This window comes from Robertmurraya sp. GLU-23, from assembly GCF_052983275.1.
Window position 1 is genome coordinate 314,766 of sequence record NZ_JBRKCV010000001.1, and the last position, 23,711, is coordinate 338,476.

A 23,711-nucleotide genomic window follows, 5' to 3' on the forward strand; every position below is an offset into this window, starting at 1 on the left:
AATGATAACAAATACGTATTTGTCAATGGAAAAGGACCCAGGTAAGCACACTCCGAATATGAGAAAACAGTTTTCAACTATTCCTGGTATTTGGATAAGTGGGAATATGCACTGGATTTCAAATGGACATGAAAAATTAATTTCTTCAGAGTCGATTTCCATTCATGTTAAAGAAGAAAGTATTCATTCAAAAGTTCGTTTGTTCCAAGTATATGTCAGAAATCATAACGAAGTGGAAAAGAACATGAAGCTAGTCTTTATGAGTCGTCACCACGAAGTAGCGACCGAGCACCTCTCGTTTGTATCGCCCCTTGAAAAAGTAATTTTTCATCTTTCAGGTGAAAAAATGTTTCTAGTAAATGGGCGGTCTGAAGAAGGAACCATTCAGCAAACGGTACAGCCTCTTTGGAATATTCCAACTGAACAAATATGGGCAGATCAAAAAAAAGGAATATTGAAATATCAACCGATGGGAAAGGGAGCTGCGGCAAGCATTTTTACCCTCGATTTAACCATTCCTGCTAAAACTTTAAGAAAAGGCACCGCATGGGTGATTCAAGGAACTGAAAAGAATTTACTTCTACATCTTAATGATACAATTTTAAAAAAACACACTAGCATTTCAAAATAAATAATGGTATTATAGAAAAGTCGTATGAACAAATAACGAACAAGTCTGAACAGATAGAGTTTGGAGGGATAAATATGCGTGTGAACATTACATTAGCTTGCACTGAAACTGGTGATCGTAACTATATCACTACAAAAAATAAGCGCAATAACCCAGATCGTATCGAGCTGAAAAAATATTGCCCAAGATTAAAGCGAGTTACTTTACACCGTGAAACAAAATAAGCAGTAGGGTCATTCCCACTGCTTTTTTTTGTGTTTACAAACAACTATCAAATACTAGGGGGAAAATCATTGACTAATAAAAGGTCCCTTCGCTCCATCCTTCAACAAGATCTTCAGCAAAAGCCACAACAACAATATGAAAGCCAATCCAATCAGATTGCTACTCGTTTATTCAAAACAGAGGAGTGGAAGGACGCTACTACTATTGCAATCACCATTTCGAGAACACCTGAAGTAGATACATACCCCATCATCCGAAAAGCCTGGCAAACAGGGAAAACGATTGTTGTTCCAAAGTGTCACAAGCAGACTCGTACAATGACTTTTCATGTAATTCAAACTTTTGAACAGCTAGAATCCGTCTTTTTTGGTCTTCTAGAACCGATTGTCAGTCAAACGGTTGAAGTTCATAAAAGTAAAATAGATTTAGTTATTGTTCCAGGCTTAGGATATACAACAAAAGGCTACCGTATCGGTTTCGGTGGTGGTTATTATGATCGTTTTCTAAGTGATTATGAAGGTAAGACCATCTCTTTGGCTTTTCCAGAACAAATCTTATCTTCCCTTCCGTTAGAACCACATGATATACCTGTAAAAAAGCTAATTACCCCAGAGGAGGTTTTTAGTAGTGATTGAATATATCCTAATCTCTTCCTTTATCATTTTGGCATCTCTTCTTGGGTATGCCTTGCGCTTCTTGACAAAGTCAGGAAGCGTTTCGGCTGTTTTTGTGGGTTTACTTATTTGCTTTGGCTTAGGGATAAAAGGATTGATCTTATTAGGGATATTTTTTGCTTCTTCAAGTCTTTGGTCTATATACAAAAGGAAGGATAAGATGGCAGTCGAGGAGATGCATGCGAAGGGTTCAAGGCGGGATTATCAGCAAGTGTTGGCCAATGGTGGAATGGCGGCGCTAATAAGCGTTTTGTATGGATTCTTTCAAACCAACAGTTTACTTTTAGCTTTCTGTGTTTTTATTGCTACTTCTAACTCTGATACTTGGGCATCGGAAATTGGCACGTTAAGTAAAAGACGTCCTTATTCTATTCGTACTTTTTCAGTTGTTGAAAGGGGAACGTCGGGAGCTGTAAGTATGTTAGGGACAATGGCAGCAGTAGCTGGTGCAATGGTGATTTCCTATTCATCTTACGTGCTATTCAACTTGCAAATATCTGAATTTTGGGTGATTTTCCTTTTGGGGTTTCTTGGCAATGTCATTGATACTTTCCTCGGTGCATATGTACAAGCGTTATATAGGTGTTCACACTGTGGTGTGGAAACTGAGAAAATGGTTCATTGTCAAAGAAAAACAGCCATAATTAGAGGTAGGAAATTCTTTAATAATGACGTTGTTAACTTTATATCTGGCTTTGCTCCTGCGATTGCGATATTGTTATTGTATTAGGTCATGAAAATAAATGATTGTGGAAACGATAAGTAATGAACTAAGGAGGGAATGGAATGAAAAATCATGTTAATCGCGTAGCTCTAATTGGAACAGGTGCTGTAGGTTCGAGTTATGCATTTGCACTGTTAAACCAAGGGGTAACGGAAGAGCTAGTGCTAATTGATTTAAATAAAGAAAAATCAGAAGGTGATGCTATGGATTTAAACCATGGGATGCCTTTTGCTCCAAGCCCAACAAAGATATGGTTTGGTGATTATAGTGATTGTAAAGATGCTGATTTAGTTGTCATCTGTGCAGGTGCAAATCAAAAGCCGGGTGAAACAAGATTAGACCTAGTCGAAAAAAATACCCATATTTTTAAAGGGATTGTTGAGCAAGTTATGGCAAATTCCTTTGATGGTATATTTCTAGTTGCAACAAATCCGGTAGATATTTTAACCTATGCTGTCTGGAAGTTTTCTGGCCTGCCTAAGGAAAGAGTCATCGGATCTGGTACGATTCTTGATACAGCAAGGTTTCGCTACCTGTTAGGAGATTATTTTAATGTGGATACAAGAAATATTCATGCCTACATTATCGGTGAGCATGGTGATACAGAGCTTCCTGTATGGAGTCGCGCTGATATTGCTGGGATTCCAATTTCACAATGGATTAAGAAAAATAGTGAGTATAAGCAAGAGGATTTAGAGGAGCTATTTCTTAACGTAAGGGATGCAGCTTATCACATTATTGAAAGAAAAGGTGCGACTTTTTATGGAATAGCCATGGGCTTAGTACGTGTAACAAAAGCGATTCTGCAAAATGAAAATTCGGTTCTTACTGTTTCAGCCTATCTTGATGGAGAATACGATCAAAATGATGTATACATAGGCGTACCTGCAGTAGTAAACAGAAATGGGATTAGAGAAGTAGTCCATTTAGATTTAGATGAAACAGAGAAGGTAAAGTTTGCTCACTCTGTTAAAGTGTTAAAAAAGACAATGGAACCTGTCATGAAGATTGAAAAATGATTTTCATTTGTCATGGATAAAAATGAATTTGACGTTTCAAACTATAGGTAGGAGGGATGAAAATGTCACGTTTATTTTCCATGGTATTAGTTGGTATTGGTGGATATTATGCCTATAAAAATCGTTTTCGATTGGTAAATATCGTACTCGGTAGTCCAATGATAAGAAGAATGGTTGTTAGTTCCTTAATGAATGTACCGTATGTTAGAAATTTAATGACAAAAACGGTATTCTCTGGACGCCCTGCCTATTAAAAAAAAGACCAAAGTTTTGTACTTTGGTCTTTTTTATGTATGTTTACCTTTCGTAAAAGGACCAAACTCAAAACTTTTTTATTAGGAACTAATCTCGTATATAATGGGAGTAAATGTTTGTAAAGGAAAGAGGGGGAAGCTTGAACAAATTAGAAGATTATTTATTTTGGAAGCTTGCACATTTTCTTGTTCATAAAAAGGAGTATCGACTGTTGAGGACCTCACCTTCGCAAGAGGAATTGTGGTTTGAAAAAGTAGAAAACAAACAAGTGCCAATTATTCGACTTAGACGGATCGACTTAGACTGGAGCAATTGGCTTTCTCGAGATATTGAGAATTGTGGAAATAATGGTGAAGCAATCCGACGTCAATTGATTCGCGGTGAGGCAAACGTATTAAATTTATATTTGTCATCCTATCCACCGGTTGATGACTATGATTTTCTACTTTCCGAAAAAAAGATTCTCAAAACAAATATCACCACAAAGTTGATTACACGGGACACATATAATAAGGAAATATCTGAATTGGAACATGTATTTAGTGAAGAAATACCAATTGAGGGCAAGGAAGAGTACTCTCTAGATGAAATTGAACTCTTAAAAAACGCTACGTTAGAAACAGCGATTCATCGTATAAAAATTGAAAAGTCGATGTTTGAAAATGGAAAACCCTTTTTTACATATTTCTTCATAGTCCTTCAAATCATCGCTTTCCTTTTTCTTGAGTGGAAAGGTGGAAGCACAAATACAGCCACACTCATTAAGTATGGTGCGAAGTTCAATCCGCTTATTATAGAAGGAGAATGGTGGAGGTTTTTAACACCCATTCTACTTCATATTGGATTTTTCCATTTGTTTATGAATACATTGGCATTGTACTATCTTGGCCCTACGATTGAAAGAATATATGGACGAATGAGATTTCTTTTTATATATTTGGTCGCTGGTTTTAGCGGCTCACTGGCAAGTTTTTTATTCACTACAAGTCTTTCAGCTGGTGCAAGTGGAGCAATTTTTGGCTGCTTTGGAGCTCTTCTGTACTTTGGTCTTAACTATCGTTCCCTCTTCTTTAGGACAATGGGCTTTAATGTTCTTGTTGTCATTGCCATCAACCTGTCTCTTGGTTTTACGATCCCAGGAATTGATAACGCTGGTCATCTTGGTGGTCTAGTAGGAGGATTTCTAGCCGCATCGATTGTCCATTTTCCAAAATTCAAAAAATGGGTACAGCAAACATTGTTTTTATTCCTTACTCTATCTGCGATGGGTAGTATGTTATGGTATGGCTACACAAATCCAGAGAAAATTACAGATTCACAATCGATGATGATTCTGTCTCAGGTATATCTTCAAGATGAAAACTATGATAAAGCTTATCGTTTATTGACTAATGCCATTCAAACACATCAGTCTTCTGCAGAATTATTTTTTCAGCTTTCTTATGTTGAGATTAAACGAAATGATCTATCTTCTGCGGAAAATCATTTACAACGAGCAATTGAACTTGATAAATACTTTCATGAGGCATTCTTTAATCTGTCCCTCATTTACTATGAATTAGGAAACAAAGAAGAGTCACTAACATATGCACAAAAAGCAGCAAAGCTTGCTCCTGATCGAGAGGAGTACCAAAGTTTTATAGACAAATTACAACAATAAATTCATTTTCTTTAAGGTGATGTTTTATAGCATTACCTTTTTTCTATTGATAGCGTATGTTTTTTTGGGGGGATGTCTATGATGTTGAAGTATACATGGAAATGTTTGGAGCAAGCTCTTCAATTGAACGAGGTGACGCTATGGAAGCAGTAAAACATAAGGTGAGTTCAAAACTACATACCAATACAAGTTATTTAAGGGATGCTCTAGGTGTTGATAAAAGCTTTGATGTTATTCAGTTAGATGTAGAATACGCAGAGAAAGGAATGGCGTTTTATTTTGTCGATGGCTTTGTAAAAGATGATATTCTTCATTATTTAATGAAGCTGTTAGCTGATTTAAAGAAGGAACAGCTTGAGCCTGATGCGCTGAGTGCGTTGCTTAAAACGTATATTCCTTATGTCGAAGTAGAAACTACCGACGATTTGGATAAGGTTGTCGACACCGTATTAGCAGGGCCTACAGCTCTTCTTGTAGATGGGATACCAACGGCCATTCTAATTGATGCAAGAACTTATCCAGTTCGTGGTCCTCAAGAGCCGGATATTGAAAGGGTGGTTAGGGGAGCAAGAGATGGCTTTGTCGAGACACTAGTTTTTAATACAGCCTTGACTCGAAGAAGAGTAAGAGACCGTACGTTACGGATGGAATATTTGCAGGTCGGAAGAAGATCAAAGACGGATATTGTCATTAGTTATATAGAAGATATTGCCGATCCCCATATGGTTAAACAGTTGAAAGAAGCTATATCAAAAATTGATACGGATGGCTTACCGATGGCAGATAAAACAATCGAAGAGTATTTATCAGGTAGACATTGGAACCCGTTCCCTGTTATTCGATATACCGAAAGGCCAGATACAGCGGCTACCCATTTATATGAGGGACATGTATGTATTATCGTCGATGGGTCACCGAGTGTGATCATTGCCCCGGTTACCTTTTGGCATCATCTGCAGCATGCAGAGGAGTATCGGAACAAACCTATTGTTGGTGCGTATCTTAGATTAGTACGTTTTGTTGCGGTTTGGTCTTCTATCTTTTTGTTGCCAATGTGGTATTTATTAGCCACGAATAAAGATTTGTTGCCAGACGCTCTTTCCTTTATAGGGCCAAATGAGATGGGGCAAATCCCACTGTTTTTACAGTTTCTGCTGATTGAGATTGGGCTCGACGTCCTACGGATGGCAGCTATTCATACTCCATCAGCTTTAGCAACTGCGCTTGGTCTTGTAGCAGCCTTAATGATTGGACAAGTTGCAGTCGAAGTAGGATTACTAAGTAACGAAGTCATTTTATACTTCTCTATCGCAGCACTTGGAACATTTGCAACACCAAGCTATGAGTTAAGCTTAGCATCAAGATTAGTAAGGCTGTGCTTACTAATTTTTACAGCGCTATTCCATACGATCGGATTTGTGGTAGGGACCGGATTACTAATCCTTTTGCTCACAAATATGAAATCTTTTGGTGTCCCATATCTTTGGCCATTCATCCCCTTTGATATAAAAGCACTAAAAGATGTTCTAATTCGATCACCAATTCCATTAAAAAGTAAGCGACCAGAAATATTAAACCCACAAGATCCTGATAGATAAAAAACATGTCTTTCTTTTAGAAAGGCATATTTTTTTTGTAGTATTGAGTAAAGTACCGTTTTCGATTATACTTTTTATGAAAGCGTTTGTACAAGCTTTCACAATTTAGTGCTTGAGGTAAATACATGAAGAATACATATGATATTCAACAATTTTTAAAGAAGTTTGGAACCATTATTTATGTTGGTGATCGCCTTGCTGATTTAGAGTTGATGGAGGAAGAACTGAAAGAATTGTATCAATCACAGTTGATTGAAGAACAAGACTTTCAAACGGCATTATTTATTGTCCGTCATGAAATTCAACAATTAAAAAATAAAGAATAGTAGGTGCAAATATGACAGATAAGTGGTTGGTTGGGGTAGATTTAGGAGGAACAACAACAAAGCTTGCTTTTATTAATCAATACGGTGAAATCTTAAAGAAATGGGAAATTCCAACAGATAATAGCAATAAGGGGAAAAATATTACGATTAATATAGCCAAATCAATCGATCAGGCACTTGAAGAATTAGATCAGCCTAAAAGTAAGCTTTTAGGGATAGGGATGGGTGCACCTGGTCCAGTGGATTATGCAACAGGCATTATCTACAACGTTGTAAATTTAGGATGGGATGATAACTATCCTTTAAAGGATTTATTAGAAGTAGAAACATCCTTACCTGCGATCATTGATAATGATGCTAACTGTGCCGCACTTGGTGAAATGTGGAAGGGTGCTGGTAATGGTGGGAAGGATATCGTAGCTGTCACGTTAGGAACAGGCGTTGGAGGCGGTGTGATCGCTAACGGACATATTGTTCAAGGTGTAAGTGGAGCTGCTGGTGAAATTGGTCATATTACATCCATCCCTGTAGGTGGAGCCCCTTGCAACTGTGGGAAAACAGGCTGCTTAGAGACTATAGCTTCAGCAACAGGTATCGTTCGAATTGGAAAAGAAAAGCTTCAGGCAGCACATGATTCAAGTGGAGAACTTGCATCAATATATCGTGAAGAAGGTACCATCTCAGCCAAAAATATATTTGATAGTGCAAGAAATGGGGATGCGCTTGCAAAAGAAGTAATTGAGGAAGTAAGTTTTCATCTTGGATTAGCATTAGCGAATATTGCTAACACACTTAACCCTGAGAAAATTGTTCTTGGTGGAGGAGTTTCAAAAGCGGGAGATATTTTACTAGACAGCGTTCGCCAAAACTTTGAAAAATACGCCTTCTCACGAGTAAAAGAATCAACAAAAATAGCTGTTGCGACACTTGGAAATGACGCAGGTGTGATTGGTGCAGCTTGGTTAATAAGGGATTATGTAAGTAAGTAGTATAGGAGGAGCCTCGACATTTATTGTGGAGGTTCTTTTTTATTTTTTAATAAATTGGACAAAGTTGAAACTATTTTTAGGTTTCAAACGTCTATTATTAGGGTAATATGGAGGTCAGTCATTTAACATTCTACAAAACAATTATAATGATGAGTTTGATTTTTCGTTAAAAAAGTATTAAGATTATTTTTGGTTAACTATAATTCTACCAAAATATACCATTGACCAAAGATACAGGAGGTACCAACTGCATGAACAAGTTGAAGTGGTCAAAGTTCTCTTTGATTGCAATTGCAATCGTATTGCTCTGGATAAAAACGTATATCGTTTATAAAACTAGCTTTGATATTAAAATTGAAAACTGGAGACAAGAATTTATATTATTTATAAATCCGCTAAGTTTCCTAATGTTTTTCTTTGGTATTGGCTTGTTTTTAAAGGGGAAAAGTCAAAACCGATTTATTATTACAACAAGTTTTCTTATGTCGGCCGTTTTGTTTGGTAATGTTGTTTTTTATCGGTTCTTTAATGATTTCTTAACGATACCGGTATTGTTTCAAACAAGTAATATGGCGGACTTAGGAAGCAGTGTGAATGAACTATTAGAATGGAAGGATCTTTTATATTTCACTGATTTCTTCCTTATTGTTGCTTTTGTTTTACGGAGACCAACCTTAACAGAACAGAAGAATCGTAATAAAGTAGTGATAAGTGCGTATTATTTACTTACTGCTGCCATTGCATTTTTTAATTTAGGATTGGCTGAAGCAGAAAGACCACAACTGCTTACTCGAACATTTGATAGAGAAATGCTTGTCAAAAATATTGGAACATACAATTACCATATTTACGATGCCTTCCTACAGTCCAAATCATCCGCTCAAAGAGCATTGGCAGACGGCAGTGAATTGGTGGATATTGAAAATTATGTCCGAGCGAATTACAAGCGCCCTAGTGATGATATGTTTGGAATTGCCAAAGGAAAAAATGTGATTTTAATTTCAATGGAATCCACTCAAAGCTTTGTCATTAATCAGGAAGTAAATGGGCAAGAAATTACTCCTTTCCTAAATCAATTTATTAAGGAAAGTTATTATTTTGACAACTTCTATCACCAAACCGCACAAGGAAAAACGTCAGATTCTGAGTTTATCGTTGAAAATTCTTTATATGGCTTAAGCCGCGGGGCAGTATTCTTTACTCATTCAGAAAATGAGTATCGAGCAACACCAGAAATACTAAATGAAAATGGGTATTACACAGCTTCTCTACATGCCAATAACAAGAGCTTTTGGAATCGTGATTTAATGTATGATTCATTAGGCTATACAAGATTCTATGCCCTAGGTGATTATGACGTAGATGAGACAAACTCGATTGGTTGGGGATTAAAAGATATTCCTTTCTTTGAACAATCGGTTGATCATTTATTAAATATGCCAAAACCATTTTACTCGAAATTTATTACTCTAACTAATCACTTCCCATTTGAACTTGGCGAAGAAGATTTGTATATTCAACCTTATGATTCTACTAATAAAACAGTAAATAATTATTTTCCTACGGTCCGTTATCAAGATGAAGCATTAAAACTCTTTATTGAGGAGCTAAAGGAAACTGGATTGTATGAGGAATCAATTATTATCCTTTATGGAGATCATTACGGAATTTCGGAAAATCATAATAAGACAATGGGTGAGTTTTTAGGAAAAGAAATTACACCGTTAGAGAGTACACAGCTTCAAAGAGTGCCATTAATCATTCATATTCCTGGGCAAGAAGGAAAGATTATCCACAATGTTTCAGGGCAGGTGGATTTAAAGCCTACCATCCTTCACTTACTTGGAATTGATACTAAGCAAAATATTGATTTTGGTTCGGATTTGTTTTCTAAAGACTTTACAGAGTTTACAGTGCTTCGTGACGGAAGTTTTATCACGAAGGATTATGTATACACGAAAGGCACATGTTATGACAAATCGACAGGGGAAGCAATTGATTCTGTTGATGCTTGCGAGCCATACATGGAAAAAGCGAAAAATGAGCTTGAGTACTCTGATAAAATTGTTTATGGAGATTTACTTCGGTTTTACGAAAAATCTGGGAATATCAAAAAAGAGACAAGTGAGTGATCAAAGAGAGGCCTACTTTTTGTAGGCTCTTTTTTATAGCTTAGTTTTCCTTATTCTTTCTAGGAATCTTTTTTCATCTTCTTCATAAGAATCGATAAAGGAAGGAGATGATGGCCATGAAAGTTAAGGTTCGGACAGGAGACTCATTGGACTATTATAGTCAATTATTTATGTTGCCAATTCATTTGCTGCTAGACGCTAACAAACTGACAAATGATACGATCCTTGAAAAAGGGCAAACGTTACAGATTCCAGGATTTGAGCTAGAAACTCGTTGTATCGGCCAGAATGATGCTTTCTGGAGACTAGCTCTTCACTATAATCTCTCCATTGATGCATTATTGTTAGTCAATCAGAAGCGGAATCCAAACAGCTTTGAACAAGGTGAAGTTGTTCATATTCCAAAGAGAATGATTAAACCAATCATACACGGGCAGACCTTTTATGATTCAGCCCAACTTGAAAAAGATATTAAAAAGCTTGTTGAAGTGTACCCTTTTGTCTCAACAAATACCATTGGGGAAAGTGTACGTGGAAATCCAATTCATGAGCTGCGGTTTGGCAAGGGAGATTTGAAGTTACACTATAATGCTTCTTTTCATGCGAATGAATGGATTACTACCCCGATTCTCCTGCAGCTAGTGAATACCTTTCTATTAGCATTAACCAATCAGAGATCGATCAGAGGAGTAGATATTCAGGCCCTTTATAACCGTGTGGATGTTTCTATCGTACCAATGGTAAATCCAGATGGAGTGGATTTGGTTTTACATGGTCCGTTAGAAAGTGAATGGGATCATTTAAGAACCTACAACGGTGGGAGTAGTGATTTTATAGGTTGGAAAGCAAATATTCGTGGAGTTGATCTAAATAATCAATTTCCGGCAAAATGGGAAATTGAAAAAGAGAGGAAAATACCAAAAGCACCGTCGGCTAGAGATTTCCCTGGTAATGAACCTTTAACAGAACCTGAGGCAATTGCAATGGCTCAACTTGCTAAAGACAGAAATTTCCATCGACTGCTGGCCTTTCACACACAGGGAGAAGAGTTTTATTGGGGGTATGAAGGGTTAGAACCTACGGAGGCACATTTGCTTGCAAATGAGTTTGAACGTGTCAGTGGATACCGTTCTGTACAGTATATCGACAGCCATGCAGGCTATAAGGATTGGTTTATTCAAGAGTTTAAACAGGCGGGGTTTACATTTGAACTTGGGAAAGGAATCAATCCTCTTCCATTATCACAGTATAGAAAGATATACCATGAGATGTTAGGGGTTTTTTTAGCTGCCATGTATGTGTAGGAAAGATTTTACTTGTTCACCGCAATAGAGAAAGGTAAAATAAATTTAATTGTCTTTAAGGAGGAAAAGAATAGTGTTTTCAGTAAAAATTAAACATGCACTTTATCTCATTCTTTTCCTTCTATTTGTTGTTCTATTATTTGGGTGTAGTAAGGAAAGTGTACCAAATAGCTTACCTCAATCATTACATAATATAGAGTTAAAAAAGAAGGAAATACCCCTTTCCTTCATTGGTGGTAAGGTTATGCTACCAATTAAAGAAATGAAGGGAAGTTTTTCTTCCGGTAGTGGCTGGTTAGATAATCAAACAATACTGTATGTTACCGATACTAGTGACGGGTCCGCCTTATATTCCTATGACTTAGTAGTAGGTCAGTCAACACTGTTGTATTCGAGTGTCTATCCTATTGTTTCGGTAACTGTTAGCCCTACTAGAAGCAGTATACTTATTCATTCCTCACCTAATTCTAGCACTGGATTGGTGACGATTATCTCGTCTAGTGGAAAAATCATCTTGTCGTCAGAGATACCTTCAAATGAATTGGCTATCGAATGGAATGAGTATAATGAAAATCTTTTGCTAATTTCGAGCTTTACAGAAGATTGGCAGTATCAAACCTATACATTAGATATAAGCAATAATACACTTGCTCAAATAATCATCCCTCAACCATTTGCGTATTGGAGTAATGTAAACGAACTTCTGTATCTCGATTGGCGTACGGATAGACCATCGCTTTCTGCACCTTTAAAAAAATATAATATTAATAGTAAAGTAAGTAAGGATGTCTTGGAGGATGTCTATCAGGTTGATATTTTTTCGGAACACACGCTTAGCATAACTATAGACTCTAGTGAGGAATCAACTGTTGGAAACTACACATTTTATGACCAGAATTTTCAAGTGAAGTCAAGATTATTGTTGCCACAGCTGTCTAATTTTTCAGGATGGTCCGTTCCTTTTTATGATTTTAACAAGGCTTCTCACACATTCTATACATTTAAGCCAGAATATAGTTCGGAGATTGACACTTATAAAGGGACGTTCGACCTTATTAAGTTTTCAATCGAGTCTAATGAGGAGCTAGTTGTAATCGAAGACTTAGTAAATGAACCTATCAGCTGTTCCCCTAACGGAACATTATGTCTGTACGGGTACAGCCTAGAAAACCTCCTCCTCCTTGGTGAAAAAAAGAAAATAGGTTTAATTGAAGAATAAAAAAGGACTGCGAAAATTTCTTTTCACAGTCCTTTTTTATTGCATCGCTATGGTGTTAGTGCGTTGCTGGATATCCATGGTGGATCACAGTCATAACTGTAAAGAATCCGAAAATAGCTAAAGTTCCTACAGCAAAAAATAGTCCAAGGAAATTTTTGTTTTTTAGTGAACTAAATGCTCCGTATGCTGATAGCAATGTAACTAAAGCAAATATAATGACCAATCCCACTTTGACAGCCCCCTTTATCAAATGGTAAAGACAAATGCCTTTTATCATTTCGTGCATATTTCAGTATTCTATGTAACGTAAGTGTTTACATTCGTATTTTATTGTATCGGTTTTTTTTTCATTTGTCGAGGTCTAAAAATGACACTTTCTTGACGTAAATTCTGTTGAGCAATATTTCTCCTTTCCATAAAACTAGTGTAAAATATTCTTAAGATCAAATGATATGGAGGAAAATCTTATGAAATGGGAACAGGTTCCCCTCGGTCCGTTACAAACCAATAGCTATATCGTAACCGAAGGAAATCATTGCCTCGTTATTGACCCGGGGGATGAAGGGAAAAAACTTATTCAATTACTAGAAAAGAGAAAAGTGGTACCACAAGCAATCCTGTTGACACATGCTCATTTTGACCATATTGGAGCAGTAGACATCATAAGAGACCACTATCGTGTACCCGTATACATACATAAGAAAGAAGAAAACTGGTTAGGAGATCCATCTTTAAACGGTTCGAAATTCTTTATGATGCCAGTCTCTACATCAGTAAATTCAGCAAACCATTTCTTTGAAAAGGAAGAGACCATAACCATTGGGGACTTTACTTTTTCCGTTTTTGAGACGCCTGGACATTCTCCAGGTAGTGTCTCGTTTTACTTCGAAGAAGCAGAATTTGTTATTTCAGGAGATGCGTTGTTTCAGCAGAGCATCGGGAGGACAGACCTGCCTGGGGGGAATCATGAACAGCTTCTAAAGAGTATTCATAGTAAACTACTGGTACTCCCCGAGCAAACGTTAGTATTACCTGGACATGGATATACAACAACTATTGGTGACGAGATGGATTCCAATCCGTTTTTAAACGGTTTTTAACAAATGAAAAGACCCTTCTCAAGTTGAGTAGGGTCTTTTAATAGGGATACTACCATTCCTTTTTGGGAGGGATGGTTAATTACTATACGATATTATAAAATAAATACTGTGTCAATAGAGGATAGTGGGGATATGCTAGTGAAGGAAAAGATAAAAGAAATGATCACTTCATCCAATTGTCAGCAAATCTCTTATGCTGAATATATGTCAGTAGCATTGTATGATAGGGAAAGTGGATATTATATGAAAGCTGGAGAGAAGGTTGGTCGTCAAGGGGATTTTATTACAACAAGTAACATTGGAAATATTTATGGCCAGCTAATTGCAAGATGGTACTATAAGCAAGTATCCAATGGGATTATCCCTGCTGCTGTTTGTGAAATTGGAGCTGGATCAGGAAGATTTGCTCAAGCATTTTTGGAAGAATGGAGTGTATTAACTACCGATCCTATTACATATTTCATCTTAGAGGCCAGTCCTTTTCATCAGCAACTTATTCAAAAAGCGATAGATGATGAGAAAATTAAAATCATTAATAACTTGAGTGAGCTTAAAGGCTTTCATGGAATGATTCTTTCGAATGAATTATTCGATGCTCTCCCGGTACATGTGATCGAGAAGAGAAAGGGGATCCTTCATGAAGTGATGATTACGGTAGAGAACGAGGACTTAAAGGAGTTATTAGTACCTCTAGTAAACACGAATGTTCAATCTTATGTGACAGAATATATGCGAAACTTGCGAGAAGACGAGCGTGCGGAAGTACCCTTAGCGATGGTTGAATTTATAAAAGGGATTTCAAAAATAATTGACTCGGGAATTTTGCTATCTGTTGATTACGGTTATACTGACTCAGAATGGGGTGAACCAGGTCGCTCACAAGGTAGCTTAAGGGGATATTCGAAACACACAATGAAAACAAATCTCCTTGCACACCCAGGCGAGATGGATATCACCTCACATGTACAGTGGGATCCTTTCATTCAGATTGGAAAAAAGTATGGTCTTAACTTAGAACGATTTATGAGGCAAGATGAATTCTTCTTACAAATTGGTATTTTAGATTTATTAAAAGATCATTATGATTCAAATCCCTTTTCGGAACAAAGTAAACGAAACCGAGCGATAAGGAGTTTAATCACTCCGGGTGGAATGAGTAGCCACTTTCAAGTAGTCGTTCAATCGAAAAATATATCAAGTGAGTTCTCTATATAATAAAAAGCGATGGATCAATTCCATCGCTTTTTCCCCTTTTTCATGGGGCTTCGTTCCTATTAATGTCCGCCAGCACCTGGTGTCATCATAAATGTTGTCCAGTATGTAAAGCCAACGAAGAACACTGTTAAATAGGCACCGAAAATATAAATATACATACGTTCAGAAAGCTTTAGGTAGCTTAACAGAATGAAAAACCCCGTTTGACCAAAGAATAGCAATGATGTTTGTGGCATATGCCCTAGGTAGAACATAACGGCAAAAATACCTGTCCAAAACCCCATTACTCTAAACATACGATCCATATGATCCCTCCTTTTCACCCTACAAGTCCCTTACCTTACAATATTATAATGTAAACGCTATGAAAAAGTAAACAGGAGTTTGTTTTTTTTAATTCGTGATTAATGCTTGATAAGCACAAGCATCGCAGCCATTGATTATGTTTTGCTTCTCTACAAGTTCAACTTCATTAAATAGTGATTCAAACATCCCTTTTAAAAATTCGTGATGTGTTTCACAAACAGCATCTGGATGTTCTGTCGCAATTTCTTTAAATGGACAGTTGAAAATTTGAAAGTATATACGAGACTGATCTTCACTCACTTCGAATTCTGGATAAAAGCCAGCCATTGTTGAAGCATTTTTTAACGTGTTTAACTTTTGTTCAAACGTCGGGAACTCTCCATTATGAGATCTGGCCATTTCTTGTTCAATCATTTCCTTACCAAATCTTTTCCCGGTCATTCGTAATACTTTATGACCTTCTTCTCCAAGAGAGAGCATGGATTCCATAGTAATTTTAGCTAACATTTGATAGTCTCGGAACGGAAAATTCAACTGAATAACGTCATCAGATAATCGGTATAACCTACTTGGTCTTCCGCCCTTGCCTGTTTTTTTTGTTTCCGAGATTAGCATATTCACATCTTCAAGCTTAGAAAGATGTAATCTTGCTACGTTCGGATGAATATTAAAATTGTCTGCAATTTCTTGAACGGTAACTTCTTGATGTCTTTTTGTAATGTACTGATAAATGTAATAACGAGTTGGGTCCGATAATACATTTGTTATTTTTAATGTCTGTTCCATCTTAGCCACACCTCTCGGGTATCCTTGAATTTATTCCATTATAATACAGCCGACGGTAGTAAAAACTGTATTCACTATAAGTTTATAAAATGTTCACAACTTGTTGGCGAAATATTGAACAAATAACTATACAAATGTTATACAAAAGGTTAAAATGTATTTAACAAAGTAATGAAAACAACTTAAAAGGCGGGGAAAAGGATGAATGATTTGACATTTTTCACTTATCCAAGTTGTACATCTTGTCGTAAAACAAAAAAGTGGCTGACAGCCAATAGAGTTGCATATGAGGAGAGGCATTTATTTAAAGAAACACCGACAAGTGAGGAACTAAAAGAATTACTATCTCTTACCACAGAGGGATTGGATGAATTGCTTGCCACAAGAAGTCGAATATTTAAAAGTCTAAACCAAGATGTGAATGATCTTACTCTTTCACAGGTTATCAATATGGTCGTCGAAGAACCGAGGTTGCTAAAAAGACCTATCGTTACTGATGGAAAAAAGTTAGTGGTCGGTTACAACCCAGACGCATTGAAGAGTATTGTGAACAAAAAAATAATTAAAAAAAGCAGCTAACAGAAAAAAGGGAAGACGGCCGTCTTCCCTTTTTCTTACTGGGCTAGCTGGATTCGAACCAACGCATGACGGAGTCAAAGTCCGTTGCCTTACCGCTTGGCTATAGCCCATCTTTGTAATAATTAATGATGTAAATACTGTGTTTGTACTAATTATTATGGTTGCTTTGTTGAAAAATATACACACTTTTTCTCCCATCATTTACTATTGAAATGATACGATAGGTTTATCCAAATGAAAAGGTGGTGTCTTATTGTTGACTTCGATTGAAGAATTAGCTGATCGAATGTTGAAGGATGCTGTTACAAAGCAAGCAACCGATATCCACATTATCCCCCGAAAGCATGACACTCTTGTTCAATTCAGAGTGGCACATCGCCTCGTCACTCGCTACTCGTTCCCTATTGAAGAATGTGAAAGGCTAATCTCCCATTTTAAATTTAGTGCATCCATGGATATTGGGGAAAAAAGACGGCCTCAAAACGGTTCCTATTCGATAATAGTCGATCATCAGCAAATTGGTTTACGCGTCTCTACTCTTCCTGGCAACAAAAAAGAAAGTTTAGTCATACGACTGCTCCCCGAGCACCAATCAATTCCTTCCCACCAAGTTTCCTTATTCCCTTATATGACCAATAAGCTTCTTGCCTTACTTAAACATGCCCACGGATTAATTATCTTGACTGGTCCAACCGGAAGTGGGAAAACCACAACCTTATACACCTTGCTCGAAAAGAGCACGAATTTATTTGACCGAAATGTGATTGCTTTAGAAGATCCAATTGAAAAGGAAAGTGACGCTGTTTTACAGGTTCAAGTGAATGAAAAGGCTGGAATATCCTATGCGGCTGGATTAAAAGCCATCCTTCGTCACGATCCAGATATTATTATGGTGGGGGAAATTCGGGACAGTGAGACAGCGAAAACTGCCGTTAGAGCAGCATTGACAGGCCATCTTGTGTTATCAACCATGCACACTAGAGATGCAAAGGGGGCTATTTATCGGCTCCTAGAGTTTGGAGTAGATTGGATTGAAATTGAACAAACGCTAGTTGCAGTAACAGCTCAAAGGTTAGTAGAACTTAGTTGTACACTCTGTACAACAGAATGTACAAACGCTTGTTTTGTTTGTGATCGTTCAAAAAAAGCATGTGTCTTTGAGATATTAGCTGGTCAACCTTTAAGTCATGTTATAAATGAAGCAAGAGGGGAAAAAAGAGCGTATGACTATATAACTCTAAGAAAGGTCATATCAAAGGGAATCGCATTAGGGTTTATTAAAGAAACGGAGTATGATCGATGGGTGTTAGACAATGAAATCAAATAAGTGGCTATTAACGGAGCAATCCAACTTGTTAAAACATGTGGGAGAATTACTGGATAGGGGCTATGCTCTCGCCGAAGCGTTGGAATCTACTTCCTTACAGATGGCTGAAGGGAAGAAAATCGAGCTTAATAGCAGCATTAAATTATTAAGAGAGGGTTTCGCTTTTTCGTTGGTGATTCAAAAATTAGGCTTTCATCAAACCTTAGTTAGCTATGTGTATTTTGCAGAGCAACATGGTGGCCAAGCTCATGCGTATATAGAAGCAAGTAATTATATGATGAAGCAGCAAAAAGATAAGAAAGAACTAATTAAAATAGTAACTTATCCTCTTATTCTTGTTTTTACTACTATTCTCCTTTTTGTGTTTGTAGATCAATTTCTTTTACCAAAGTTTGTATCTCTCTTTCAGTCCATGGGCTTACCTTCAAACCTCTTTACAGAGGTTATTATCCTAATTGGTTCTACATTCCCTTTCGTTAGCATTCTCTTTGTCGTAACTCTACTTATTTTTGCTAGTTACTATCTTTTTGTGTTCAAAAACTATTCCGCCATGAAACAAAAGAAGATTTTAGTATCCATTCCTTGGTGTGGTGTGTTTTTCCAATTATTAATCACTCACTATTTTTCTGTGCAAATGAGTTACTTGCTAGGAGGGGGACTTTCGATTTATGAGGCGGTAAGTCTTTTCGAAGGAAATAAGGAAAACAAGTTTGATCAAGAACTAGGAGCTTATTTAAAGCAACATTTATTAAAAGGGATTAGTCTTGAAGAAATTATTAAAAAGCAAACGATATTTGAACGTGATTTGCCGATGGTCATTCAGCACGGGCAAAAAAATGGCCGTCTTGATCAAGAGCTTCTTTTCTTTAGCAGTTATTGTATGAATAGATTCCAAGAAAAAGTGAATCATATTATGAAATTTATTCAACCGTCTATTTATCTAATTGTAGGATTATTGGTTATTTCAATGTATTTATCCATCCTACTCCCAATGTTTCATTTAATGGATGGTATATAAATCTTAAGGAGAGTAAAAAATGAAAAAATTCATCCAAAATGAGAAGGCTTTTACACTTATTGAAATGATGATTGTTTTGCTTGTGATTTCAGTATTATTAATCATTGCAGTTCCGAATATCAGTAAGCATAACAGCAATATAAAGGAAAAAGGATGTGAAGCTTTTATAAAAATGGTAGAAGCACAGGTTCAGTCCTTTGAAATGGACAATAATCGTTTGCCAACTGGTCTGGCAGAATTGCAAACAGAAGGATTTTTACAAGAAAACCAATCCTCCTGTCCAAATGGAGATATCGTGACAATCTCATCTACGGGAGTGGTCTCAACTAATAATGAATAACAATAAGGGATTTACTTTAATAGAATCTATTTTTGTCTTAAGTATGTTTGCTTTAATTGTCTCGTTTTCTTTTCTTTTTGTTCGTCCTCAAATGTTTTTCCTCGATAAACAGCTCTTCTTTTCTCAATTCAAAGATGATCTTTATTACATGCAACAATATGCTATCTCAAATCATACAGTTGTTTCTGTAAATATCTTCCCTCTATCTCATCGATATTACGCTAAGGATCAGAATGGGAAATTTATTGTCGATCGAACATACTCAGACAAGGTGAACATTCGAGAAGGTTCACAAAATTTGTATTTTCGATATAACACCTCTGGAAATATAAATACATTTGGTACTTTGTATATCGATATACAAGCAGAACGGTATAAATTTACGTTTAACATAGGGAAGGGGAGATTTCATGTTGTACAAAACTAATGGATTTTTCCTTGTTGAACTTTTACTTTCTCTGTCAATTTGGTTGGTATTAACTTTATTTTTACTACCAATGTATATTCAGGTGAGCAAGCAGTCGCTTAACAACCAATATAGTCGTGAGGCATCAAAGATATTATATGACTCTTTACAGGAAGCAATGTTTACCGGAGTTATTAAAGACCAATTAACAGTACAGAGAAAAGGGAAGTCGTTTACTTTGATAAAGGAAGTGTCTAAAAATGAGGTGTGTGTAAGCTATGAAAATTCCTTCAAGAAGGAAGTTCTCATCTGTGACAGTTTTCAATAATCAGGGATTTACTTTAGTAGAGATGTTGGTATCTTTCACGATTTATTGTATGCTTGCGTCATTTTTACCTTATATTTTTTCAATTATTTTAAACATGAACCATGTTGCGAACCGTACACAACAACTAGAATTCGAGCTCTTTATTAGTCAGTTAAATAGGGAGCTTCAAGGGTGTGAATATGTTGAGGTAAAAAACGGCAAGCTTTATTTGCAAAGTGTTGGGGAATTAGTCACGTATGAGAAATATGGACCATATATCCGTCGGCTGGTGCAACTTCAAGGGCATGAAATTGTGTTGCAAAATATAAGTAGTGTTGAGTTCAATCAAAACCAAAATAGTATCTCCATTCTTGTTATTGGTAACAATCATGTTGTATATGAGGACGAACTGTTTCCTTTCCTTCAGGTGGTGGGAGGCTCATGAATGAAAAGGGATTTATGTATCCTATTAGTTTGTGTATTTTTCTACTAGTCTCACTTTTTTTAACAATTGAGTTTAATCAGTATGTATCGGAAAAAGGGATAGTGTCTTCAGTCAACCAACAAGAAAAACGACAGTATTTATTTTTGCTCACATCCAAGAGGATTTCTGATGAAATGGCAGGCGGTGTAATTCCTATAGATGGAATGGCAACATACACAAACGCCAAAGTGACGTATACAGTTAAACAGATTTCTAACCAATATGTAGAAGTTACTTATTTTATGACTCAGGGTACACTTTCTGTTAAAGCGATAGCCCAGTATGAGGTAGGAAGCGGAAAATTAGTAAGATGGATGTTACCAGTGTAGTTCCCTATGGGTTTAGTTAACTAGTATTTGGTCATACTGTTAACGACTATAAGGGAGGCAAAAACATGAGCGCAATAAATGATTATGTGAAATACATTACACAAACGGTAGTGAAATATATTGATCAACCGAAGGAAGAAAGAAAAAAGCTGAGGAAGGAAAAAAAAGAAACGAGAGAAGCATTTGCTTTTCGCTGGTTTGGTATTCTTCCATATGTCATTATGATGAACAAAGGAAAGAGAGAGAAATCATTTAAAGGGAATGACAAATAAGTCGTTCCCTTTAAATCGCTTTTTCAGATAAGTAAAAAATACCACCGTTTATAATCGAAATTTGAACTTTTGGCTCGTATTGCTCCTGTAAGGCTCGTTTTTCATTATCATAGCTTTCGCCTTTTTCCTCCGCATCTTCATAAAAATGCTCCAGCAACCTCAAGTCTTTTGACCAGCGTTCTCTAGCCTCATTTGCCCATGTATGATCTCCTTCCAGAATATTTGAGCGAATCATATTCTGAATTCGTGTTACCCCACTATTCGGCATAATAAGTGGTGATAAGGTAAAGGAGTAATCAGGTATTTTGCGAGCTAATTGTAATTTTATCAGTTCATCGTGGAAGTTCTCAATCATATGTCCATTAATTAATTGTAGACCTATTGATCGAAAGACATCTCTTTTACGGTCACATTGATAGGAGATTTTTACGTTCATACCTAACCAAGGACGTAATGGTACTTGTTGACCCATGGTTGCTTGATGATCTTCATAGAGTCGAATGTATCCAGCAAGGTTTTTAGATGAGTTGAATATTTGATGAAGTCTTGGTGAACCAAAATGTATGACTTCTCCTTTAATATCGTCAGGTGTCTTTTTTTGATCTGTAATAAGCGTAAGTTTCATAGGGTTTGGAACTCCACCTGTTTTTTCTAAGTAATGCCAGTAAAACGGACGATTCATTAATTCCTTATCTAGTTCAACCGTTAATTGCACAGTTAAATATGAGCCGGTATTCTCGAGTATTTCACATTGATTAGCAGTAAAGTACTTCACCAAAAAATTATGAATTTCCTGTTGCTGCACGATAATCACCTTCCTTAACTTCTTCAGCAAATTGGATCATAGATGCTAGGTTGTCCATTTTTATTCGCATTTCCCCTTCAGAGGTGGAATTTCCGAATATATCTGAAAGATGATCCTCAAAGCTACCAAACTCTAAACGAGTAAGAATATCATCAAGATCACCGATCACTTTTTCAAATAAATTAATTTTTTCATGTAATAGCTTAAGCACATGTTCTTCAACTGTGCCCTTGGTGGCGAAGTTATAAATCATCACGTCTTTCTCTTGCCCAAGGCGATGAATTCTCCCGATACGTTGTTCAAGTCTCATAGGATTCCAAGGCAGGTCGAAATTAATGATATGATTACAGAACTGTAAATTGATTCCTTCTCCTCCTGCTTCCGTTGCAATAAGGACCTGTACATTGTTTTCAAAAAGTTGTCTCATCCAATCTTTTTTACCTCGTTTAAATCCTCCACGGAAGGGAACAGAGCTGATTCCGTTTTGCTTTAAAAACCATTGAAGGTAGAGCTGAGTGGCTCGGTATTCCGTAAAGATAATAACCTTATCATTTACCTTTTGAATCAGTTCAAGCGCTTTTACCGCCTTCGAATTTGTATGAACGGCGTTTACCTTCTCGATTAAATATGCGATTTGATCTTGGTATTCCTTTGATGGGTTTTCCTTCTTTTCAAGCATATTTTTTAATGTGAAAAAGACAGCTTCTCTACTGCTGCATGCTTCTCTTTGCAGAGTCATGACTGAGAAAGCGGAAGTGGTTGTCCAGTCTCCCTCTGACCGTAGTTCAGTAACAGAATCATACAAGTCCTGCTCTTCCTTAGTAAGCTCAATAGGAATAGTTTCAACTTGTCTCTTCGTCCATTCAATACCTGTGTCTGCTCGACGATTTCTGATCATCACTTTATTTACAAGCTCTTTTAAATGTTCATTATCGTTGATATCTCGGGAATCTTTTTTATATTTTTCATTAAATACAGATTCATTTCCTAAATGGCCTGGTTTTAAAAGTGAGACAAGGTTGAAAATCTCGCCAATTCGATTTTGAATTGGGGTTGCTGTTAGAAGTAAGCAGAATTTTTTCTTTAAGCTTTGTACAAATTCATAGTTTTTTGTTTTATTGTTTTTTAATTTATGTGCTTCATCAATAATAATAAGATCATAATCTTGAGAGAGAATGATTTCTCTATGGGGAGCCCGTTTCGCTGTATCAATAGAAGATACGACCACATCACACTGTTCCCACACATAGCTTTTACGTTGAGAAACTGCCGGAATATAAAACTTACTTGTCAACTCATATGACCATTGGGTGACAAGGGAGGCGGGTACAAGAATGAGGACTTTTTTTACAAGACCTCTGATCATGTATTCTTTTAAAATAAGTCCTGCTTCAATCGTTTTCCCTAGACCTACCTCATCTGCAAGGATAGCTTTTCCGTTCATGTTTTCAACTACTTGCTTGGCCACTTCTAACTGATGGGGAAGCGGTGTTAATTGAGGAAGATGTTTGGGAGCTTGTAATCCCTCAAAATTATCAATAACCGTATGTTTTTCAACTTCTACCGCTAGTTTATATAACTCAAAGTTCCCCCAAGGACCATCATTTGAAATTTTCTCTACCAGTCCCTCCTGCCAAGAGGAATCAAACTCAATCTCTACCGTCATAAAAACAACTCCCTT

At 36.6% G+C, this 23,711-nt stretch carries 29 protein-coding genes and 1 tRNA gene; 24 read left to right on the top strand and 6 right to left on the bottom strand.

Going from position 1 to position 23,711, the window contains the following annotated elements:
• Position 1: 1 nt before the first annotated feature.
• The 13 genes from ACVBAX_RS01570 (at position 2) to ACVBAX_RS01630 (ending at position 12,756) form a co-directional block, all read left to right on the top strand.
• A complete protein-coding gene (locus ACVBAX_RS01570) occupies positions 2 to 631 on the top strand; it encodes a hypothetical protein (RefSeq protein WP_447115622.1) in 630 nt (209 codons plus the stop codon).
• 74 nt (positions 632 to 705) lie between these two features.
• Positions 706 to 855 carry a 50S ribosomal protein L33 gene (gene rpmG, locus ACVBAX_RS01575; protein ID WP_066049658.1) on the top strand — a complete coding sequence of 50 codons (150 nt, stop codon included), beginning with the start codon at positions 706 to 708 and terminating at the stop codon, positions 853 to 855.
• A gap of 69 nt (positions 856 to 924) precedes the next feature.
• Positions 925 to 1,491 (top strand): 5-formyltetrahydrofolate cyclo-ligase, encoded by a 567-nt coding sequence (locus ACVBAX_RS01580; RefSeq protein WP_447115623.1) that lies wholly within the window; start codon positions 925 to 927, stop codon positions 1,489 to 1,491.
• Positions 1,484 to 2,260, top strand: coding sequence for a DUF92 domain-containing protein (locus tag ACVBAX_RS01585; protein ID WP_447115624.1), 777 nt, complete (start codon positions 1,484 to 1,486; stop codon positions 2,258 to 2,260). Before ACVBAX_RS01580 ends, ACVBAX_RS01585 begins: the two co-directional genes overlap by 8 nt.
• Positions 2,261 to 2,316: 56 nt before the next feature.
• A complete protein-coding gene (locus ACVBAX_RS01590; protein WP_447115625.1) occupies positions 2,317 to 3,273 on the top strand; it encodes an L-lactate dehydrogenase in 957 nt (318 codons plus the stop codon).
• 62 nt (positions 3,274 to 3,335) lie between these two features.
• Positions 3,336 to 3,527: a hypothetical protein gene (locus ACVBAX_RS01595; protein ID WP_447115626.1), complete on the top strand. Its 192-nt coding sequence runs from the start codon at positions 3,336 to 3,338 to the stop codon at positions 3,525 to 3,527.
• A 140-nt stretch (positions 3,528 to 3,667) separates the two neighbouring features.
• Positions 3,668 to 5,188, top strand: a complete 1,521-nt coding sequence (locus ACVBAX_RS01600; RefSeq protein WP_447115627.1) for a rhomboid family intramembrane serine protease — start codon at positions 3,668 to 3,670, stop codon at positions 5,186 to 5,188.
• A gap of 140 nt (positions 5,189 to 5,328) precedes the next feature.
• Positions 5,329 to 6,786: a spore germination protein gene (locus ACVBAX_RS01605; protein ID WP_447115628.1), complete on the top strand. Its 1,458-nt coding sequence runs from the start codon at positions 5,329 to 5,331 to the stop codon at positions 6,784 to 6,786.
• 125 nt (positions 6,787 to 6,911) lie between these two features.
• Positions 6,912 to 7,112, top strand: a complete 201-nt coding sequence (locus ACVBAX_RS01610; protein ID WP_119709126.1) for a YqgQ family protein — start codon at positions 6,912 to 6,914, stop codon at positions 7,110 to 7,112.
• Between the two features lie 11 nt (positions 7,113 to 7,123).
• Positions 7,124 to 8,101, top strand: a complete 978-nt coding sequence (locus ACVBAX_RS01615; protein WP_447115629.1) for an ROK family glucokinase — start codon at positions 7,124 to 7,126, stop codon at positions 8,099 to 8,101.
• 251 nt (positions 8,102 to 8,352) lie between these two features.
• Positions 8,353 to 10,233 carry an LTA synthase family protein gene (locus tag ACVBAX_RS01620; RefSeq protein WP_447115630.1) on the top strand — a complete coding sequence of 627 codons (1,881 nt, stop codon included), beginning with the start codon at positions 8,353 to 8,355 and terminating at the stop codon, positions 10,231 to 10,233.
• Between the two features lie 116 nt (positions 10,234 to 10,349).
• A complete protein-coding gene (locus ACVBAX_RS01625) occupies positions 10,350 to 11,537 on the top strand; it encodes a M14 family metallopeptidase (protein WP_447115631.1) in 1,188 nt (395 codons plus the stop codon).
• Between the two features lie 73 nt (positions 11,538 to 11,610).
• The gene (locus tag ACVBAX_RS01630) at positions 11,611 to 12,756 is read left to right on the top strand and encodes a YqgU-like beta propeller domain-containing protein (RefSeq protein WP_447115632.1); all 1,146 of its coding nucleotides are present in this window, start codon (positions 11,611 to 11,613) and stop codon (positions 12,754 to 12,756) included.
• 55 nt (positions 12,757 to 12,811) lie between these two features.
• Here ACVBAX_RS01630 and ACVBAX_RS01635 read toward each other — a convergent pair whose 3' ends face one another.
• Positions 12,812 to 12,985, bottom strand: coding sequence for a DUF2759 domain-containing protein (locus ACVBAX_RS01635; protein ID WP_340904624.1), 174 nt, complete (start codon positions 12,983 to 12,985; stop codon positions 12,812 to 12,814).
• Between the two features lie 238 nt (positions 12,986 to 13,223).
• Between ACVBAX_RS01635 and ACVBAX_RS01640 the strand changes: the two genes are divergently transcribed.
• Complete coding sequence (locus ACVBAX_RS01640) at positions 13,224 to 13,856, top strand: MBL fold metallo-hydrolase (protein ID WP_430774881.1); 633 nt, start codon at positions 13,224 to 13,226, stop codon at positions 13,854 to 13,856.
• Positions 13,857 to 13,994: 138 nt separating this feature from the next.
• Positions 13,995 to 15,071: a class I SAM-dependent methyltransferase gene (locus ACVBAX_RS01645; protein ID WP_447115633.1), complete on the top strand. Its 1,077-nt coding sequence runs from the start codon at positions 13,995 to 13,997 to the stop codon at positions 15,069 to 15,071.
• A 59-nt stretch (positions 15,072 to 15,130) separates the two neighbouring features.
• Here ACVBAX_RS01645 and ACVBAX_RS01650 read toward each other — a convergent pair whose 3' ends face one another.
• Together ACVBAX_RS01650 and ACVBAX_RS01655 are read right to left on the bottom strand one after the other, a co-directional pair.
• On the bottom strand, positions 15,131 to 15,376 hold the full coding sequence (locus tag ACVBAX_RS01650; RefSeq protein ID WP_066049620.1) for a DUF2626 domain-containing protein: 246 nt from the start codon (positions 15,374 to 15,376) through the stop codon (positions 15,131 to 15,133).
• A gap of 88 nt (positions 15,377 to 15,464) precedes the next feature.
• Positions 15,465 to 16,163 (bottom strand): helix-turn-helix transcriptional regulator, encoded by a 699-nt coding sequence (locus tag ACVBAX_RS01655; protein WP_430774883.1) that lies wholly within the window; start codon positions 16,161 to 16,163, stop codon positions 15,465 to 15,467.
• 201 nt (positions 16,164 to 16,364) lie between these two features.
• On the opposite strand from ACVBAX_RS01655, the gene ACVBAX_RS01660 reads away from it, so the two are divergent.
• On the top strand, positions 16,365 to 16,742 hold the full coding sequence (locus ACVBAX_RS01660) for a Spx/MgsR family RNA polymerase-binding regulatory protein (RefSeq protein ID WP_430774884.1): 378 nt from the start codon (positions 16,365 to 16,367) through the stop codon (positions 16,740 to 16,742).
• 38 nt (positions 16,743 to 16,780) lie between these two features.
• On the opposite strand, the gene ACVBAX_RS01665 is transcribed toward ACVBAX_RS01660, so the two are convergent.
• Positions 16,781 to 16,852, bottom strand: a tRNA-Gln gene (locus tag ACVBAX_RS01665).
• A gap of 146 nt (positions 16,853 to 16,998) precedes the next feature.
• Between ACVBAX_RS01665 and comGA the strand changes: the two genes are divergently transcribed.
• The 8 genes from comGA (at position 16,999) to ACVBAX_RS01705 (ending at position 21,225) form a co-directional block, all read left to right on the top strand.
• Positions 16,999 to 18,069, top strand: a complete 1,071-nt coding sequence (gene comGA, locus ACVBAX_RS01670; protein WP_447116016.1) for a competence type IV pilus ATPase ComGA — start codon at positions 16,999 to 17,001, stop codon at positions 18,067 to 18,069.
• Positions 18,056 to 19,087, top strand: coding sequence for a competence type IV pilus assembly protein ComGB (comGB, locus tag ACVBAX_RS01675; protein ID WP_447115634.1), 1,032 nt, complete (start codon positions 18,056 to 18,058; stop codon positions 19,085 to 19,087). Before comGA ends, comGB begins: the two co-directional genes overlap by 14 nt.
• Before the next feature lie 19 nt (positions 19,088 to 19,106).
• Positions 19,107 to 19,427: a competence type IV pilus major pilin ComGC gene (comGC, locus tag ACVBAX_RS01680; RefSeq protein WP_430774886.1), complete on the top strand. Its 321-nt coding sequence runs from the start codon at positions 19,107 to 19,109 to the stop codon at positions 19,425 to 19,427.
• Positions 19,420 to 19,854 (top strand): competence type IV pilus minor pilin ComGD, encoded by a 435-nt coding sequence (gene comGD, locus ACVBAX_RS01685; RefSeq protein WP_447115635.1) that lies wholly within the window; start codon positions 19,420 to 19,422, stop codon positions 19,852 to 19,854. The genes comGC and comGD overlap by 8 nt, the downstream gene beginning before the upstream one ends.
• Complete coding sequence (comGE, locus tag ACVBAX_RS01690) at positions 19,838 to 20,161, top strand: competence type IV pilus minor pilin ComGE (protein WP_447115636.1); 324 nt, start codon at positions 19,838 to 19,840, stop codon at positions 20,159 to 20,161. Before comGD ends, comGE begins: the two co-directional genes overlap by 17 nt.
• A complete protein-coding gene (gene comGF, locus ACVBAX_RS01695) occupies positions 20,145 to 20,585 on the top strand; it encodes a competence type IV pilus minor pilin ComGF (protein ID WP_447115637.1) in 441 nt (146 codons plus the stop codon). Before comGE ends, comGF begins: the two co-directional genes overlap by 17 nt.
• Entirely contained in the window at positions 20,582 to 20,953 is a 372-nt protein-coding gene (locus ACVBAX_RS01700) for a hypothetical protein (RefSeq protein ID WP_447115638.1), read from the top strand. Before comGF ends, ACVBAX_RS01700 begins: the two co-directional genes overlap by 4 nt.
• 65 nt (positions 20,954 to 21,018) lie before the next feature.
• Positions 21,019 to 21,225 (top strand): YqzE family protein, encoded by a 207-nt coding sequence (locus ACVBAX_RS01705; RefSeq protein ID WP_430774891.1) that lies wholly within the window; start codon positions 21,019 to 21,021, stop codon positions 21,223 to 21,225.
• Positions 21,226 to 21,235: 10 nt separating this feature from the next.
• Here ACVBAX_RS01705 and ACVBAX_RS01710 read toward each other — a convergent pair whose 3' ends face one another.
• On the bottom strand, positions 21,236 to 22,030 hold the full coding sequence (locus ACVBAX_RS01710; protein ID WP_447115639.1) for a YqhG family protein: 795 nt from the start codon (positions 22,028 to 22,030) through the stop codon (positions 21,236 to 21,238).
• Entirely contained in the window at positions 22,008 to 23,696 is a 1,689-nt protein-coding gene (locus tag ACVBAX_RS01715; protein WP_447115640.1) for a DEAD/DEAH box helicase, read from the bottom strand. The genes ACVBAX_RS01710 and ACVBAX_RS01715 overlap by 23 nt, the downstream gene beginning before the upstream one ends.
• Between the last annotated feature and the right edge of the window lie 15 nt (positions 23,697 to 23,711).